Annotated in this window: 15 protein-coding genes and 1 riboswitch; of the genes, 12 read left to right on the top strand and 3 right to left on the bottom strand. The window is 34.8% G+C overall.

The window, feature by feature from the left end:
- The first annotated feature begins 121 nt into the window (after positions 1-121).
- The 7 genes from L8T27_RS17635 to L8T27_RS17605 all read left to right on the top strand — a co-directional run bounded on the left by L8T27_RS17635 (position 122) and on the right by L8T27_RS17605 (position 6,043).
- Positions 122-2,143: a ribonuclease YeeF family protein gene (locus L8T27_RS17635; protein ID WP_237942010.1), complete on the top strand. Its 2,022-nt coding sequence runs from the start codon at positions 122-124 to the stop codon at positions 2,141-2,143.
- Positions 2,144-2,173: 30 nt separating this feature from the next.
- Entirely contained in the window at positions 2,174-2,650 is a 477-nt protein-coding gene (locus L8T27_RS17630; protein ID WP_237942009.1) for an Imm30 family immunity protein, read from the top strand.
- A 68-nt stretch (positions 2,651-2,718) separates the two neighbouring features.
- Positions 2,719-3,450, top strand: a complete 732-nt coding sequence (locus tag L8T27_RS17625) for a DUF4261 domain-containing protein (protein ID WP_237942008.1) — start codon at positions 2,719-2,721, stop codon at positions 3,448-3,450.
- A gap of 210 nt (positions 3,451-3,660) precedes the next feature.
- Positions 3,661-4,146 (top strand): immunity protein YezG family protein, encoded by a 486-nt coding sequence (locus L8T27_RS17620; protein ID WP_237942007.1) that lies wholly within the window; start codon positions 3,661-3,663, stop codon positions 4,144-4,146.
- A 120-nt stretch (positions 4,147-4,266) separates the two neighbouring features.
- Complete coding sequence (locus tag L8T27_RS17615; RefSeq protein ID WP_237942006.1) at positions 4,267-4,575, top strand: immunity 22 family protein; 309 nt, start codon at positions 4,267-4,269, stop codon at positions 4,573-4,575.
- A gap of 336 nt (positions 4,576-4,911) precedes the next feature.
- On the top strand, positions 4,912-5,604 hold the full coding sequence (locus tag L8T27_RS17610) for an SMI1/KNR4 family protein (RefSeq protein WP_349238805.1): 693 nt from the start codon (positions 4,912-4,914) through the stop codon (positions 5,602-5,604).
- 94 nt (positions 5,605-5,698) lie between these two features.
- On the top strand, positions 5,699-6,043 hold the full coding sequence (locus L8T27_RS17605) for an Imm6 family immunity protein (RefSeq protein ID WP_237942004.1): 345 nt from the start codon (positions 5,699-5,701) through the stop codon (positions 6,041-6,043).
- Between the two features lie 1,064 nt (positions 6,044-7,107).
- Positions 7,108-7,189, top strand: a riboswitch (cyclic di-GMP riboswitch).
- 350 nt (positions 7,190-7,539) lie between these two features.
- Here the strand turns inward: L8T27_RS17605 and L8T27_RS17600 are convergent.
- Complete coding sequence (locus L8T27_RS17600; RefSeq protein ID WP_248574455.1) at positions 7,540-8,028, bottom strand: hypothetical protein; 489 nt, start codon at positions 8,026-8,028, stop codon at positions 7,540-7,542.
- A 223-nt stretch (positions 8,029-8,251) separates the two neighbouring features.
- Between L8T27_RS17600 and L8T27_RS17595 the strand changes: the two genes are divergently transcribed.
- Positions 8,252-9,121 carry a PhzF family phenazine biosynthesis protein gene (locus L8T27_RS17595; protein WP_237942002.1) on the top strand — a complete coding sequence of 290 codons (870 nt, stop codon included), beginning with the start codon at positions 8,252-8,254 and terminating at the stop codon, positions 9,119-9,121.
- A gap of 25 nt (positions 9,122-9,146) precedes the next feature.
- Here the strand turns inward: L8T27_RS17595 and L8T27_RS17590 are convergent, their stop codons facing one another.
- Positions 9,147-9,449, bottom strand: coding sequence for a hypothetical protein (locus L8T27_RS17590; protein WP_233315806.1), 303 nt, complete (start codon positions 9,447-9,449; stop codon positions 9,147-9,149).
- Positions 9,450-9,632: 183 nt separating this feature from the next.
- On the opposite strand from L8T27_RS17590, the gene L8T27_RS17585 reads away from it, so the two are divergent.
- Positions 9,633-10,043: a VOC family protein gene (locus L8T27_RS17585; RefSeq protein ID WP_237942001.1), complete on the top strand. Its 411-nt coding sequence runs from the start codon at positions 9,633-9,635 to the stop codon at positions 10,041-10,043.
- Between the two features lie 44 nt (positions 10,044-10,087).
- Here L8T27_RS17585 and L8T27_RS17580 read toward each other — a convergent pair whose 3' ends face one another.
- Positions 10,088-11,767 (bottom strand): methyl-accepting chemotaxis protein, encoded by a 1,680-nt coding sequence (locus L8T27_RS17580; RefSeq protein ID WP_237942000.1) that lies wholly within the window; start codon positions 11,765-11,767, stop codon positions 10,088-10,090.
- Positions 11,768-12,348: 581 nt separating this feature from the next.
- On the opposite strand from L8T27_RS17580, the gene L8T27_RS17575 reads away from it, so the two are divergent.
- The 3 genes from L8T27_RS17575 (at position 12,349) to L8T27_RS17565 (ending at position 15,440) form a co-directional block, all read left to right on the top strand.
- A complete protein-coding gene (locus tag L8T27_RS17575) occupies positions 12,349-13,116 on the top strand; it encodes a tyrosine-protein phosphatase (RefSeq protein ID WP_237941999.1) in 768 nt (255 codons plus the stop codon).
- A gap of 892 nt (positions 13,117-14,008) precedes the next feature.
- A complete protein-coding gene (locus L8T27_RS17570) occupies positions 14,009-14,746 on the top strand; it encodes a YveK family protein (RefSeq protein WP_245399893.1) in 738 nt (245 codons plus the stop codon).
- Positions 14,733-15,440: a CpsD/CapB family tyrosine-protein kinase gene (locus L8T27_RS17565; RefSeq protein ID WP_245399892.1), complete on the top strand. Its 708-nt coding sequence runs from the start codon at positions 14,733-14,735 to the stop codon at positions 15,438-15,440. The genes L8T27_RS17570 and L8T27_RS17565 overlap by 14 nt, the downstream gene beginning before the upstream one ends.
- The last annotated feature ends 363 nt before the right edge of the window (positions 15,441-15,803 follow it).

Genomic DNA, 15,803 nt, shown 5'->3' with positions numbered 1-15,803 from the left:
GAACCTTTTGGCATATGAAAACAGCTTTTTTCTTTTTTACAATAAAAGGATATTAGGTAATATATCGGATAATGAGGCTTTACATGTTCGAAATCCTTTGTGAAAAAGAGAGGAGAGTTTCGTGAAAATACTAGATGCTTCCAGTTTGCAAGATACAATGGAACAGAGGGCGAAGCATTATGATAAGCTTCGCGACCAGTTTACCGCACTACGAAAGGCCTTTCAGGAAATCATTGATTTAGACGACTTCGAAGGAAGAGGCGCCGAAGCAATCAAAGCCTTTTACCAAGGCCAAATCGAAGTAGTCGAAGCATGGCAGCGCCTGTTTGACAGACAAATCGCCTTTTTTGAAAGCGTCGGCGGCAAGCTCAGCGACAAGGATTTAGACGGCAACACAAGAGTAGAGACAGCCTTTCTGGAAGAAGATCTTGTCCAGAAAGAACGCCAAGCAGATGAAATGATAACCGAGCAGCGCCGCGCACTCGAAAACATCTTTCGGGATATCGATGATCTCGTCTCATTAGATGCCTTTTCCCGAGATAAATTCGATGATTTAATGATGGACGCAAGCAAAAAGCGCACAAAAACAATCGAAGCAGTCGAAGATACAGATCAAGAGCTCAAAGAAGAATATCTGACCTCAGAAGGGGAAGAAGCCTATGCCATTCAGCTGTTCAGTGCCTTGCTTGGCGCAACAAAACAAGGCAGCAGCATCTCCCCCATCCATTTCGACGCAGATGCCTATCAAGCAAGCGACATCTACAAGCTGAAAGGAGAGGCAGAAGCCGCCACCTTAAGCTACATTACATACAAAAAAGAAGAACAACAAGCAAGAGAAATCGCCGAACAGCCCACTTCCGAAAAAGTATGGGGCGGCATCAAAAGCTTTGTCGGCGAATTCACCGGCTATTATGATTACAAGCGCGCAGTCGAAGGCGTGGATCCCGTCACAGGCGAAAAGATGTCAACCGCACAGCGCTTAGCAGCAGGAGGTATGGCATTAGCCGGCTTCATTCCAGTCGTCGGCTGGGCAGGCAGAGCCGTCAAAGGCGGCAAAGGCATCTATTCGGCAACAAAAGGAATCAGCGCCGCCGAAAATGCCATGAGCACCTACAAAAACGTAAAAGCCTTCAGCACCCTAGAAAAAACCGAAATGGGCATCTACGGTCTCCTTTCCGCCAACGGCCTGTCCGAATACGTAACCGGCAAAGACATGTTCGGAAACGAACTCACAGACCAGCAGCGTCAAGCAAGCATAACCCAAAGCATTTTCGCAGGCCTACCATTTGTACCAGGTATGGCGAAAGAAGCCAACCGACTCGGCCAACAAGCCTTGAACTCAACCGTGCAGATTGGCAAGCAAGGAGCGGATGTTTCAAGAGCGTTTATGGATGATCTTGGACGTAGTCTTAATACTTCTCCTAATGCAGCGTTTGCGGGTGGGGTTGGTAATATGAATTCCTACTTGAAGGCTGAGAGCAGGGCTGATGTTGGGAAGGTTAGTGGGGATAAGAGCGAGTATTTGAGTATGTTGAGTGGGCGTGGTAGTGGGATTAAGAATAAAGAAGTTGTAAAAGAAGGTGGTGCAGATTATGTAATAGGCACATCTGGCACGACCACTCATGTTAAGGATACGGATTCTCATTATGATAAAATAAAGGAGCAAATTCAAGAGCGTTATAAACATTTTGTGGAGAATAAAAAACAAAATATACCACAGACCAGTAATGAGTTGCTACCAAATGAGTTGAATCATGGCAAATATGGAAAGTTACCTAATGAAATAGGCGACAATATAACAGGGCATCACATGCCATCCAATAAATATATGCAAGAAACATTTGGTATTAAAACTAGAGATAGTTATGCTATGTTCTTAGAACATCCTCATCCAGGACAGGGTGGTAGACATAGAAGAACATTTACTTATGGGTTGAGTAAAACAACAAGGGAAGAGGACTTCGATTTATATATGTCTTTGAAACCACGAGACACCTTAGCATTCGATATTAATGATTTAAGACGGATTCTTAAAGAAGATGGTTTATATAACCAAGAAACTAGAAAGAAGATTGAAGAATATATTAATTACTATAGAACGTATGAACATAATGATGTGAAGATATTTGATGAGCTTGAGTAATTGTGAGAGACGGAAGGGGAGGAAAACACAATGGCTACTTTTAAGGAAGAGATTTCTATTTTACATAAGATGCGTTTTCTTGAAAATGATGGAGATGATATTGAAGTTTTTGAAAATATTCTCAATGAATTATCAAAGCATGGAACGAATGAAATAATCCCTGAACTGTGTACTATTTTTGAAGATGATATCGCGGAACCATCAGCAGGTGATTATCTTATTGAAACCATTTTTTATATTTCCAAGAATAATGGTCTAGAAGAAGGGCTTAATAAATTAGCCATCAGCATTCCAAAAATGTTACCTCATGCAGAGTTTTGGGCCGAAAGAATTCATCTGACAATTTTAAATTCAAAGGACTTAGTGGAACCTTATATTAAGGCATTAGAAAATGTTAATAGCCCAACAACAAAAAAAAAGATTAATGACATTCTTGTTACTATAAAAGAAGAGGATCAAGATTTATATTTAGAAAAAGTTAATTTCATCTTAGCAAGATTAAGTTAGAAAAAGGAACAATACTAAGACATAACAGAAGTTAAAAATAATTATTGAAACAATAGGGAGATAATATAATGGAATTACCAAAAATTATTTTGGGTATACCTGGAAATTGGGAAACTAGAAGTGAATTTATAGAGGCTATGGCTAGAAAAGGTAATGGTTATGTATATATGGGTAATCATATTGGAAGCCTCGAAGCTCCAGGGGAATTCTTTGATGTAGAAATAAGTGAGTTTAACCCCTATGTAGCTGAAGCTTTTGAAATAGCAGGAAATGGATCATTTGATAAAGAAGACATAATCAGTCTGGAAAATCATAAAAGTATTGTTTATATTTTTGGAGAAGGAGGTTCTTTAGAAAAGGTTATAAAAATTATGGAGGTTGCAAGTGCAGTATTACATGCTGGTGGAGTGGCAGTAAATGTTGAATCTTCTGGAAGAGCTCGCACAAAAGCGGATTGGTTGGAAATAACGATGAGCAAAGATATTACAAGAATATTTACAGCGTTTGTTCAAATGTCTCGTGAAAACAATACATTCTACACTACTGGTATGCAGAGTTTCGGATACCCAGATGTTATTACAACTTCAGATACTATAACCGGTATAGAAGTCGAGACATTGTTTAGAGTATTTTGTTTATATAATCTTATAGAAAGACCGAAGATTACTAGTGGTGAAACATTTAGCTTGGATTCGGATTCCCCTATATACTTATTGAGGCAAGAAAGCTGTACAATATTTGAGGAAGATGACCTATTTTATAATCCATATGGGATGTGGAATCTAGTTTCTCACCAATGACCAAAAAATTAACACTCAAATACTTCAGCACTTGCTTGTATGATGCAGCAAGTGCTTTTAACATTACTGACTTTTCTTTTTTTGAGGTGTAATATGGATTTTAACCCTGAATAGCAGGTTTGAGCATATAAAGGAAATAAAAGATGGATAATCCAGATAGTTTCAAAGACTAACTAATGAAATTTTTCAAGGAATGGAAGGTGATTGAGTATGGAACTAGAAATGAATAGACTCTATAGAGAGATAGCTGAAACGGTTAATGGTTTAATTCCGGAAGAGTGGGCTAAGTGTTATTTTTATGCTCAAATATCAGAAACTGGTGGAGGAACTTATTTTTTCTATAATACCCCTGATAGTGAGCAAGTGTATAATTACAGCTTACAAATTCCTTGTAAATATGACATCGATGAAGAGGAATTCGAGAAGAAAGAAGATATTTTGTATAAATTGAGTAAGAAACTAAGGAATGCTTTTAAGGATAATCAGCAAGAACTTTGGTACTCTTTTACAATGTCCCTAAAGAATAATGGTGAATTTAAGATACATTACGATTATACAAATTGGTTCGATACGGACTATAGTTTTAGTGACCAAATGATTATTTGGAAAAATAAGTACTTAGGCAATGTACCAGAAGAAAATAGTAAAGCTTTAATTAATAAGTATCTTCAAGACTTTCCGAATAATCCTATCTAACAATACGGTCTCTATTAGGCAGTGGAAACAGATATAGCCTTGGGGGAATAATTTATAAAAGGATATAATCATATTTCGAAAGATGAGTGTTACTAATTACGTTTAGTTGGGAGTGACATCATGGGAAATCCAGGTGTTATGTCGTTATGGATAGGTAATTTTAAAACAAAAAATAATCTAAAAGAATATATTGAAATTAAGTTTGATGAAGTTGGAGATAGAATTCAATCAGAATTTATGAACGATTTTGGTATGGATTTTACTAGCTATAACCAAGATCTTTTAGAAATCTCTTTTAGAGCGGTTCCAACTGCATCGTTGACTACCCTTTTAAGTGGATCTTCTTATGAATCTGTAATTTTATTGCAATTTGTTGAACATTATGGGGAAGTATTTTCAGAAACCTATGATTCTGTCATTAAATTATAGGATTTCGAATACGAAGGGAATATCGATAAAGTTAAATTTAAGGATGGAAATTTAACTTATTTAGGTTCCGTTTATTATGAGGAGTAGGATAATTCAGGTAGATTGGAAATTTGCTGATTATATAAAAGGAGAATGTCTAAAAATATAAAAAATATCTAAAGTCTGTGCCACATGAATGGGCAGATTCTCCGTAATTAATAGACTAGGAAGTGTTGAATATATAACAAAGTGCTTAAGTTCATTTAATGCAATTGATGCCGTAGGTGAGCTAACAAAAGAAGAAATTAATGATTTAGTAAATAACATGAACCTTTTCTTTTAGAATAATAAAAAGGAATGATCTTATTGGATAAAATAGATTTTCTTAAACAATATAGAAAGAGTATTGAGTTTGTATCTGACAAAGACTTGTTGCATATTGAAAACGGAAAAATACCGGAAAAATGGCTAGAGATCTTTCAAGAAGCAGATGAATTTATTCAAAAGGATAAATTAATAGCTTTATGGAAAAGTGTTTGTGAGAAGGAATTAAGCAATACAATTTCATACATAAAAGAAAATTTAGTGGAACTTGAATTAATTATAGACAATGGAAAATATGCAGTACTTTACAGTATTAAAAGTGAAGATGAAGAAATTCACTATTATGAAGGCGGTATTTCAACAAAGTCAGTACTAAATGATTGGGTAGCATTCCCAGAAGTGATTAAGGCGTTTTATGAAGAGTTACATAATGGCTTCTATTATTTCACAAGTAGTGCTATGGGACTTGTGCCACTTGAGCACGTTACTTGTTTTGATGATTATGAATGGGGAATACTTGAGGAATTAGATGAACCATTAGGGATTAATATGGAAAAGACTTATGGTTTTTTTCAGAATGGCATGGGAGGCTATGTTGCTATAGATTTAGACAACAATAATGATGACACAGCAACACTGTGGTTTACTAATGATCAGCCAGAATATAATGTGAGTTTTTGGGACGTTGTTGATGAATGGATTGTGATTGGGATGCAAGATAATTAAAAAAGCTTCCTAATAATTTAATTTAATTGCATTGTAGATTTTTGTTTAAGGGGTCAGCATACAAAACAAATGAATTCTATTTTCGATATTTACAGTGAATATAATAGAGACCGTTGTTACTAATGAAATAGTATTCTCTGTAATCAATAAATCAGATGAAAGATATCCAGTTGGTAGAGATGCTTTGGATAAGTGCTGGCTTTGGGTAGAATCTGGGGCAGTAACAGGAGATGAGCTGTATGAGCTTATTGATAATGCTGACTATACAGGCATCTCGGAATATATGGAGGAAGAAGAAAACTTAAACATTGCTTTGATGTGGTCTCTGTTAGTTGATACTGTTGCTTATACAGCATGGGCAGCCTACAAACGAGAAGAAGTAAAATATTTACCGCAAGCACTGAAGGCTTTGCCGCTGATAGTATCACAATTATTTTAAACAGTGCGGTTGAAAATGATTTAATCCTAATAGAAGAGGCTGAGCAAATGAAGCTAGCTCTAACTGTTACCAACTTCACTGACACAGATAAAGTAGATAGACAAGATTTCTTAAAGCTAATCTTCAGTTAATAGACTATAAAAGAAAGATAGCTACAGAACGGAGGAGACAAATGTGGAGCGGCAGGAGAGCCATATATAAATAAGGGAATGGAGTTTGAATATATACAAAAGATAACATAACATTTCAATTAATTGTTAGAGACCCTGCCTCAGCACCTGCAGACTTTGAACTCAATGAAAATGAAACTACGAGAAGCTTGTAAAAAGAGAGGAAATCAGTAGTTTATATTATCTTAATCAGTATGCAAAGTATAAAGGCCATACCTTTCCAATCTGGGAGATGAAAGAAAATCAATTATTACTAGGCGAAGGAGATTTCTTTATTGCTAAGGAAGTGGGCTTTCTGCCATCTGAACTGCCTTGGGAAAGAGGGTGTATAAGAAGTGGGTTTTGAGGAATGATGTGGAGGATGTTTGAGAGGAGAGAACACTGCTTGAATAAGTCACATAGTAACCCATGCTAAAGTATTGGTTTCGCTCTAGCCTTAAGTTTATGGTTCTCTTACGCAAAAAAAAGACCTTACCTAGAAGGTAAGGCTTAAAAGTTATTAAGAACTTCCTTATTGTATAGGAAGAAACTATGTCTGTCATGTGAAAATTTTAACAAATATGACTAGTTTTTATTAGAAAAACTAGTCGTTTAGGCTGGGAAAAATTTTTATTAAATCTATATTATCATTTGACGATATATAAGTGTAAGTTCCCCCATCACACAAATAGTACCCCAAACCCTAAACTATTGTGTTGATGTGGAGTTTCTTTTCTAGCCTTAAGAGCCCGATGTCCAATGGTGCTTTTAGGGTCTTTTTTATGTTTAAGGGTAAATAATGTGAAGCTTTATAAACAGTTGTTTGTCTTCTCTGTAATAGATGTTAACAAGATGTAATGAGCTGTTAATGGAAAAACTATCATTATACTGTTAATATATCCATATATCTTTCCAATCAGACAAAGGCAAACCATCTTGAAAAAATAGGACGCAAAGTCACAGGTCTAAGGAAATCTATGATGGCTGGACTACCTCGATTGAAAATCATCAAGGGAGTGCTAACATGTTTTTCAAAGCAATTATTTGCCTATGTAAACGTAGGCATAAGTTCAGTTACTATACTGATAAGTGTGTTCGATGTGGAAAGAAAAGAAAGCTCGAAAACTAACCATATTGTCCTTCTTATCTTGAGAAGGGCTTTTTTGTTTTATATAATCTGGAATTACTTACCTCTTTACCATTATAGATTCTGGTAATATAATACCAATTATAGGTCTTATTTCCTATCCGAGGTATCTTGTTATACTCACACACCGACAGATACCTTGGTTCTTTTAACCATACAACACAGTAAAGCCCTTATCTCATTGATAAGGGCTCTCTGTGTTAGGAAGAAGATTCATCTTGATAAAGCCTTCGCAAAGATTCCCTCTTAAAATGAGAAACATTAGGTTTTGACTCGGAATGCTGCAACAGTTCTGTATATACCTCAAACGGCTTTTCATCCAAGTTATCAATTAAATCGTCGAGATTTTCCTTCACGATTACAGCAAACGTAACATCAGTATGCTCCTTGAATTCAACTAAACTGACACCAATATGCTCTAACACTTCTGTATCCTCTTCACCAAGTGGCTCTGCGATAATTGCCTGCACTTTTATTAGATTATCAGATGCCTCAAACTCTTCTGGGTTAGCTTTATATACTGCTTCTAAGAAAGGATAATCTGATAACCGGGTTTTCCTCTTGCAGTCTTCTATAACAAGAAAGCCAATTACATAATTCCATCCATCTGTTTTTGTTTGCATAAGTCTAAAGATTTCGAAGTCTTTCATTCTTAGTTCGCCAATTAGGTATACTTCTGGCATTTTCAATATGTCACGCCTTCTTTCTTCGTTAATATAGGTATAAGCTAATTAGAAGGGAAACTATTTTCCCTTATCAATCGTAATAAAGCTACAGACTTCTATAGATTTGCTAATAAAGCTCGAAAGGTTACTTTTGGCAAAAATAATGTGGGTTGCATATCAACGCTGCTGAGTTTCTTTTCCTTAAGGTCATTATATATGCATAAATACCGAAAGGAAATGATATCCAATGAACATCCAAGTATTTATAGTAAATGCTTTTACAAAAAACAAATCAGGAGGCAATCCCGCAGGTGTTGTAGTGGATGGAGATGGACTGAGTGCAGAAGACATGCAGTACATTGCTTCTGAAATGGGTCTGTCTGAAACAGCCTTTATTCAAAGTTCTTCTGCAGCAGACTATAAAATTAAATACTTTACACCGGTGTCTGAGGTGGACTTATGCGGCCATGCAACAATTGCTTCTTTTGCGTTATTAGTGCAAAGAAAGGCTGTCAGCAAAAACAATTTTACAATTGAAACGAAAGCAGGCATCCTGCCAGTTCGGATAGAAGGGGAGAAGGTTTTTCTAACACAAAATAATCCTCAATTTGGGCAGGAGCTGGACAAAAAGGAAATTGCCGAGTCACTGCATATAAATGAGGCGGATATCATGACAACTCTTCCTATTAAGATAGTCTCAACAGGATTAAAGGATATCATAATTCCAGTCAAAAATAATCAAGTGCTTCAAACGCTTCAACCAGATTTTAATAGAATGAAAGAAATAAGCGCCAAGCTGGAAGTAGTCGGTTATCATGTCTTTACTTTAGATACAGATTCTGGAGTTGATGCCTTCTGCCGTAATTTTGCACCGCTATATGACATCAATGAGGAAAGCGCAACAGGCACGGCAAGTGGAGCGTTAACAGGCTATCTTTATAAACATAATGTAGTGAAGCCAGGCGCCACAAGCCTTATTTTTGAACAAGGACATGCGATGAATGCCCCATCAGAAATTATCTCTCATGTTAAGGTTGATGCTAATAATAATGTGGAAGCATTGGAAGTTGGTGGAGAGGGAATGTATATATCTACTAAATTGACCGAATTATCATAAGAAAAGGAGGGAGCACTTCTCCCTCCTAAGCTTTAAAGTCCTGAGGATACACAGTCTGGAAATGATTCAGCAAGGAAGGTAGATGCTTCTGGAACTCAAGGCAAATTTGCTGTCCTGCAGGATATGGATATATGGTTTTATTGCAGAAGGCACATACATCCTTTTCTTTAAAGATATGCATCACATTCAAAGGGAAAGGTCTTTTCTTATTACCCACAAGAAACTGATATAAATGATCATTAAGGCGAAAGTTTATCTGATAGCCATCAAAGGAGCTCAAGTGGCTGATTTTAACATCTTTATATGATAAGCCTCTGACATTCAGCATAAGTACATCTCCGTTCGTTAATATAGGTCATAACTTATTTTCACTATAACACCCATAGAAAGCGCATTCAATTATTCTGTTCCAAAACATTATCTTTGCACTATTGAAAGGTATTTTCATCTAGGAGATAGAATAACAAATTTATGAGGAAATAATCGATTGATTTAAGGAGTGTGAAGAGAAATGACAGCTAACATCAGTACAAGGGGAAGAGTATTAGGTATCGCTTATAATGTTATCCCAACAGCAGATATGGAAAGAGCTGCCGAGTGGTGGACAGAAAACTTCGGCTTTAATGCAAGACACCATCAAGAAGATTCCGTCAGTTTATTTCGAGACGAACGACCTATCCTGCATCTTATACAAAGTGATGACATGTCTCGTGCACACTTTCGTGTAGAAGGCAGAAAACGCTGGATCATCACCTTCTTCACCGACGATATTGAATTCCTTCATAAAAGGCTGTTAGCAAAAGGAGTACTGGTGAGCGAAATCAGCTATGAAGGACATAATGGAAACTTTTTCACAATGGAGGATTTGGACGGGAATTTATTTGATGTGTGGGAGCATCGGGAGGTTGAGTTAGTTTATTAAAATGTAAGAAAAAAACGCCGTTTAATAAGCGGCGTTTTGACTAATTATAACTTGAATCTTTCCATTGTATCATTAAGTTCCTTAGACATCTCATTCAGCTCATTTATCAAACAGCCCACTTGTTCATTAGTTGCAGTTTGATTTTGAGAAGCAGAGGCTACAGCATTAACATGGTCAACATTTTCACTTGCAATAGCGGCTAGTTCATCAGCTGAGGCAGTGATTTCCTCAACACTAGCAGATAGTTCTTCAGATGTAGCAGAGATATCTTGAATCTGTGCGACGATGTTCTCGATAGAAGCTAGAATGTTTTTAAAAGCTAAACCAGCATTATTAGCTGCAAATAAGCTGCTTTCCATCTCACTTTTACTTTTAATAGTTGAAGTGACTGCTGTTTCTGTATCATGTTTAACTGCTGCAATCAAATCAGCAATTTCCTCTGCAGATGCTTTAGAGTTCTCTGCAAGCTTTCTAACCTCTGTTGCAACCACAGCAAATCCTTTCCCATGTTCGCCAGCTCTTGCAGCTTCAATTGTCGCATTAAGAGCAAGCAGGTTCGTCTGCTCTGCAATATTAGTGATAACCTCTGATATTGCTCCAATTCTATTTGTTCTTTCTCCGAGACCTTCCATAACGGAAACTGTTTCCGTAACAGTACTATTTAAGCCCTTTAACTCATCCAAAGTTTCTTGAATAACTTTATTACCTTCACTTGCTGCGTCATTAACACGGACTGAGTAGTCGGCAACTGAAGAGGAGGAGCTTGCAATAAGCTCAATACCTTTTGCACCTTCAGACATCGTTGCAGCCATGTCATTAGCTGTATTCTTTTGAAGCATGGAACCGATAGATACTTGTTCAAAAGACTCAAGAATTCCACCTGATTGGGCCTCCAAATCCTGTCTTGCTCCAAGCAGCTGACTTGAAGTGTCCAACAATCTTCCTTCTGTTGTTTTAATGCGGTCAATCATGCCTACTAAGCTTGCGACCATCATATTCACAGCATTAGCAAGCTGCGAGAATTCATCCTTACTATTGATAGAAAGTGGTTCTCCAGATAAATCATTATTACTAATTTGAGTAAGTCTTCCTTCAATTACTTTGATTGGTTTTACGACAGTGTAAATCATCCATGCAGCCACAGCTAACACAATCACTGCAGTTAAAACAGCCATTACCATAAATACATTCTTCTGGGCATGGTTTTCCGAGATGATGCTATCACTTGTTTTAAATAATTGCCCATCAACTGTATCCTTTATCTTATCCCAAGCATCCATAGCATCTGACGACCACACTTGGCAATATTGCTCCATTAATGGTATTGCAGCATCAAAACCCCCTTCATCGTAAGCAGGAATAACTTGATCTGTAATGAGGTTCTCCCATTTTGCCGTTTTCGCAACAGCATCAGCAAAATCTGCATTATCCCCTAATATTTCTTTCATTTCATCCATTAACAAGTCAGCTTCCTCTGTTTTCTGAGCAAACTGCGTTTTATATTTTTCATTTCCATATAACACATAACCACGAGCGATAATAACACGTTCCGCAACATTTTCCTCCAGGTTATTTGCCAAAGAAACAAGTCTATAATCTGTATCAATTAATGTTGCCATCTGATTATCAGCACGATCATTTCCCCAATAACCAACAAAAGCAAACCCAATAATAAACAATAATATCGCACCGAACCCAATAAACACTTTTCTTTTAATTCCCATTTTTGCCCCTCGCAATAACTTTAATTTATATTTTTTGATGTAAAGAATTTTTAAACTGAAATATATTTGTATAAAAAACGTCCTTGACAGTAACGCTTCAAAGAACATGAATAAGCTTATTGCTGTGAAATAAGTCCTGATAATCACCCCGTTATTATTAAAGTAGAAAAAGAGAATATCATAACGGTGACTAAATACCCAAGTGTTTCGACCTATAAACCTAAATTTAATAATTTTTTATAGAAAAATTTATTAATTACAATTCAAGTAGGAGTATCACGGGAAGTTGAGCAAAAAATTATATTTGTGTAACATTGCAGTCTTCTGAAAAAGATAGTATATCTTTATATAATCCTAGTTTAAATTATTGTATAAATATTTATATATAATAGAAGAAACTAGGAAACGTTTACATTTAGTGGTACTTATTTATATATTTTTGATGTATTAAGAAAAAACAAAGGGATTAGCGATATATATGCTTATTTATAGAGTGAGTCAAAAAAAAATATATAAGAGCTGGGAGAATGCTGGTATTGTTAGTATAATAAATTAAGAATGAAAGGAGAGGTACATACAAAATGATTGATATTCATTGTCATATATTGCCTGGTATCGATGATGGTGCCAAAACTATAGAAGATAGCTTAGAGATGGCGAAAGTTGCGGTTGATGAAGGAATAAAAACAATTATTGCCACGCCTCATCATAAAAATAATCAGTTCAATAATAGAAAAGAAGATATACTCCAACATGTCGAGTATTTAAATAAGGTTTATAAACAAAATAGTGTTCCGATTACCATCCTGCCTGGACAAGAGGTACGTATCTTTGGAGAAGTTTTAGAAGAGTATAAGAAAGGGGAAATACTTACTCTTAATCATACAAAGTATCTTTTTATTGAATTTCCATCTTCCTCGGTACCTAGGTATGCTGAAAGGTTATTGTATGATATTTTAACTCAAGGAATTATCCCTGTTATTGTTCACCCAGAGCGAAATAAGGAACTTCAAGAGAAAACGGATATTTTGTATAAACTAGTTCAAAACGGGGCACTCACTCAAGTAACTGGTGCAAGTGTCTGTGGTTATTTTGGTAAACGGATAAAGGAGTTTTCTGAACAACTAATTGAAGCAAATCTAACTCATTTTATTGCATCAGATGCCCACAATACTACAACACGAACCTTTAAAATGAGCCAAGCATACGATGAAATTGAGAAGAAATTTGGATTAGATTATGTTTACTTATTTTTAGATAATGCTGAGTTGTTAATTGAAGATAAAAATATAAATAAAATAATGCCTCAACCCTTTAGAAAGAAAAAGAAGTTTTTGGGGATATTTTAACAACTACATCCCCGAAAACATCTAATATAATTTATTATTTCTCAGCTAATTTCTCATTCCTTAAGTTTGTGTACTATAGGTCTATTTAATTATTCGCGTTGCGTTCTTATTTAATAATCACTTTTAGTAATGGTTCCTTGTGAAATTTATATGGAAACAATCATCTATTATGATTTAGTTTAATCTTAATAATAATATAATTTAGTGAATAATTGATTTGAATCTCATCGCTCTTTGGTTATTTTAATATTATTTGTTTAGTTGAATTTATTATGAAAAGCAAAGGAGGGAGTTATGCAACGAAAAAATGAATAAAGGAAAAAACTACCTATTTACGGGGATAGGTAGACGATGCTATTATAACTATTGTGCGTTATAAAGAACTCGCACAAAAGATTATTAGTATTTTTTATCAGCTTATAATAATACAGAACACTTATGGTGTAAATTAATACGCAGTGATTTTATTTCCTTTGTGAGTAGTCGATTTAGATTGAATGAATATATAGTAATTGTTTTTTTTACCAAAAAAAATTGGTACCTGGTAAATATAAAGAATAAATGTCATTACCAACTTTCCGTTAGTAATGGTTAAGTTAAGCTTGTTTCGGTTTATGAGAATATATGTTAGAACTAATTATTGTTCTTCATTAAATTTATTTACGTACATAGAATTAATATATTATTTTGAAGATTGTTACTTATATACATAGGGAATTACTCCCTAAATTTAAAAAAGGACTTTTAATAATGTAAATTACTTGGTAAAGTAGATTTCGGAGATAATAGTGTGCATTATTAAATAAAAGATATTACATAAAAAGTCAATTCCTGCAATGGTTGGTATATGTTATAATTATGAATGGTTTTTATTTTTTTTTAGGAGGAAATCATGGAAGAAATTAGTTTAAAGGATTTATTTCAAACATTAAGAAAAAGAGTTGCATTAATATTTTCCATTACATTATTAGCCATCATTATAAGCGGAGTTGTAAGTTACTTCGTTCTAACACCTGAGTATAAATCTTCAACGCAAATTCTTGTTAATCAAGCAGAAGATAGTGAAAGTATTTATAATACTAACCAAGTGCAAACAAATATTCAATTAATAAATACTTACAGCGTTATAATTAAGAGCGCTGCAATATTAAATGATGTACGTAATGACCTTAATTTAGATATGAGTATAGCAGTCTTAAATAGTAAAATTACTGTTGAAAGTGCACAAAATTCGCAAATTATGACAGTGTCTGTTACAGATTCTAATCCAGCATTAGCGTTAGACATTGCTAATAAAACAGCAGAAGTATTTGAAGAACAAATTAAGGAACTAATGAAAGTCGATAATGTAAGTATACTGCCACTAGCAGACGAGCAAGAAAACCAATCACCAGTGAGTCCAAATCCACCTTTAAATATCGTGATTGCTGCATTAATAGGTTTAGTAATTGGAGTAGTTCTAGCATTCATATTAGAATACTTAGATAACACTATTAAAACAGAACAAGACATTGAAAAATTACTAGACTTGCCAGTATTGGGATCAATTACAAATATTAATGATAGTAAAGAAGCAAGAATAAGAGGTAACATTGTAAGTAAAAGAGGTGATATAGTTGCTAATAAATAAAAAAACAAACAAAAAGCGGTTATTAGATAGTAGAAGAAAAGTTATAGCTCAATATGACCCTAAATCACCAATATCTGAACAATATCGAACTATTAGAACAAATATCTTGTTCTCTAGTGTGGATGAAGAGATTAGAACTATAATGATAACATCAACAGGTCCAGGAGAAGGTAAATCAACGACAGCGGCAAACTTGGCAGTTGTATTTGCGCAGCAAGGTAAAACTGTGCTGCTAGTGGATGCAGACTTAAGGAAACCTACTGTCCATTATACATTTAATACCATTAATACATCAGGTTTAACATCAGTTCTAACAAGCCAAATCTCTTTAATGGAAGCAGTTCAGGCATATGATGAAAAAAATTTATTTATTCTACCAAGTGGACCAATCCCTCCAAATCCATCTGAGCTATTAAGTTCGCGTGCGATGAAAAACTTTATGGACCAAGCCCTTGAAGAATTTGATATTGTGCTTTTTGATACCCCGCCAGTATTAGCGGTAACAGACGCACAAATTCTAGCAAATATATGTCAAGGTAGTTTGTTGGTTGTGAGTAGTGGATCTACTGAGAAAGAATCTTTAATGAAAGCAAAAGAACTCTTGTCAGCTTCAAATGGAAAAATTTTAGGGGTTGTTTTGAATAACAAAAAGTTAGATAAACATAATAATTATTATTATTATGGTACTAACTAAAGAATAGGTTGAATAAAAAGTTATTAATGTTTTTTATAAGTTAGGTGTGTAAGAAGAATGAATGGTAAATATTCCGAATTTAAAAAAGGAGGAAATACATTTTTGTATGATTATCATTTCTATAAGCAATATGAACATTCATCTTGCACACTAACTTTGTCGGGCTAACGGATATAATTATATAAATGTACATAACAAGTCTTTCTTTTATATATAATTTTATTAGTTCAAAATAACTGATTTCTAGATATAAATTAGATAACATAGGTATTTATAATTATGGTTGTAATAAAAAAATGAAATATACTCTGTCAGAAAAATTTCTGTATAGTTAAAAGACTTTTTAGAGTTTTTTAGAGGTGT

This window comes from Niallia sp. Man26, assembly GCF_022049065.2.
In the GTDB taxonomy this organism is placed as follows: Bacteria; Bacillota; Bacilli; order Bacillales; family Cytobacillaceae; genus Niallia.
This window is presented reverse-complemented; position numbering and strand designations above follow the sequence as displayed.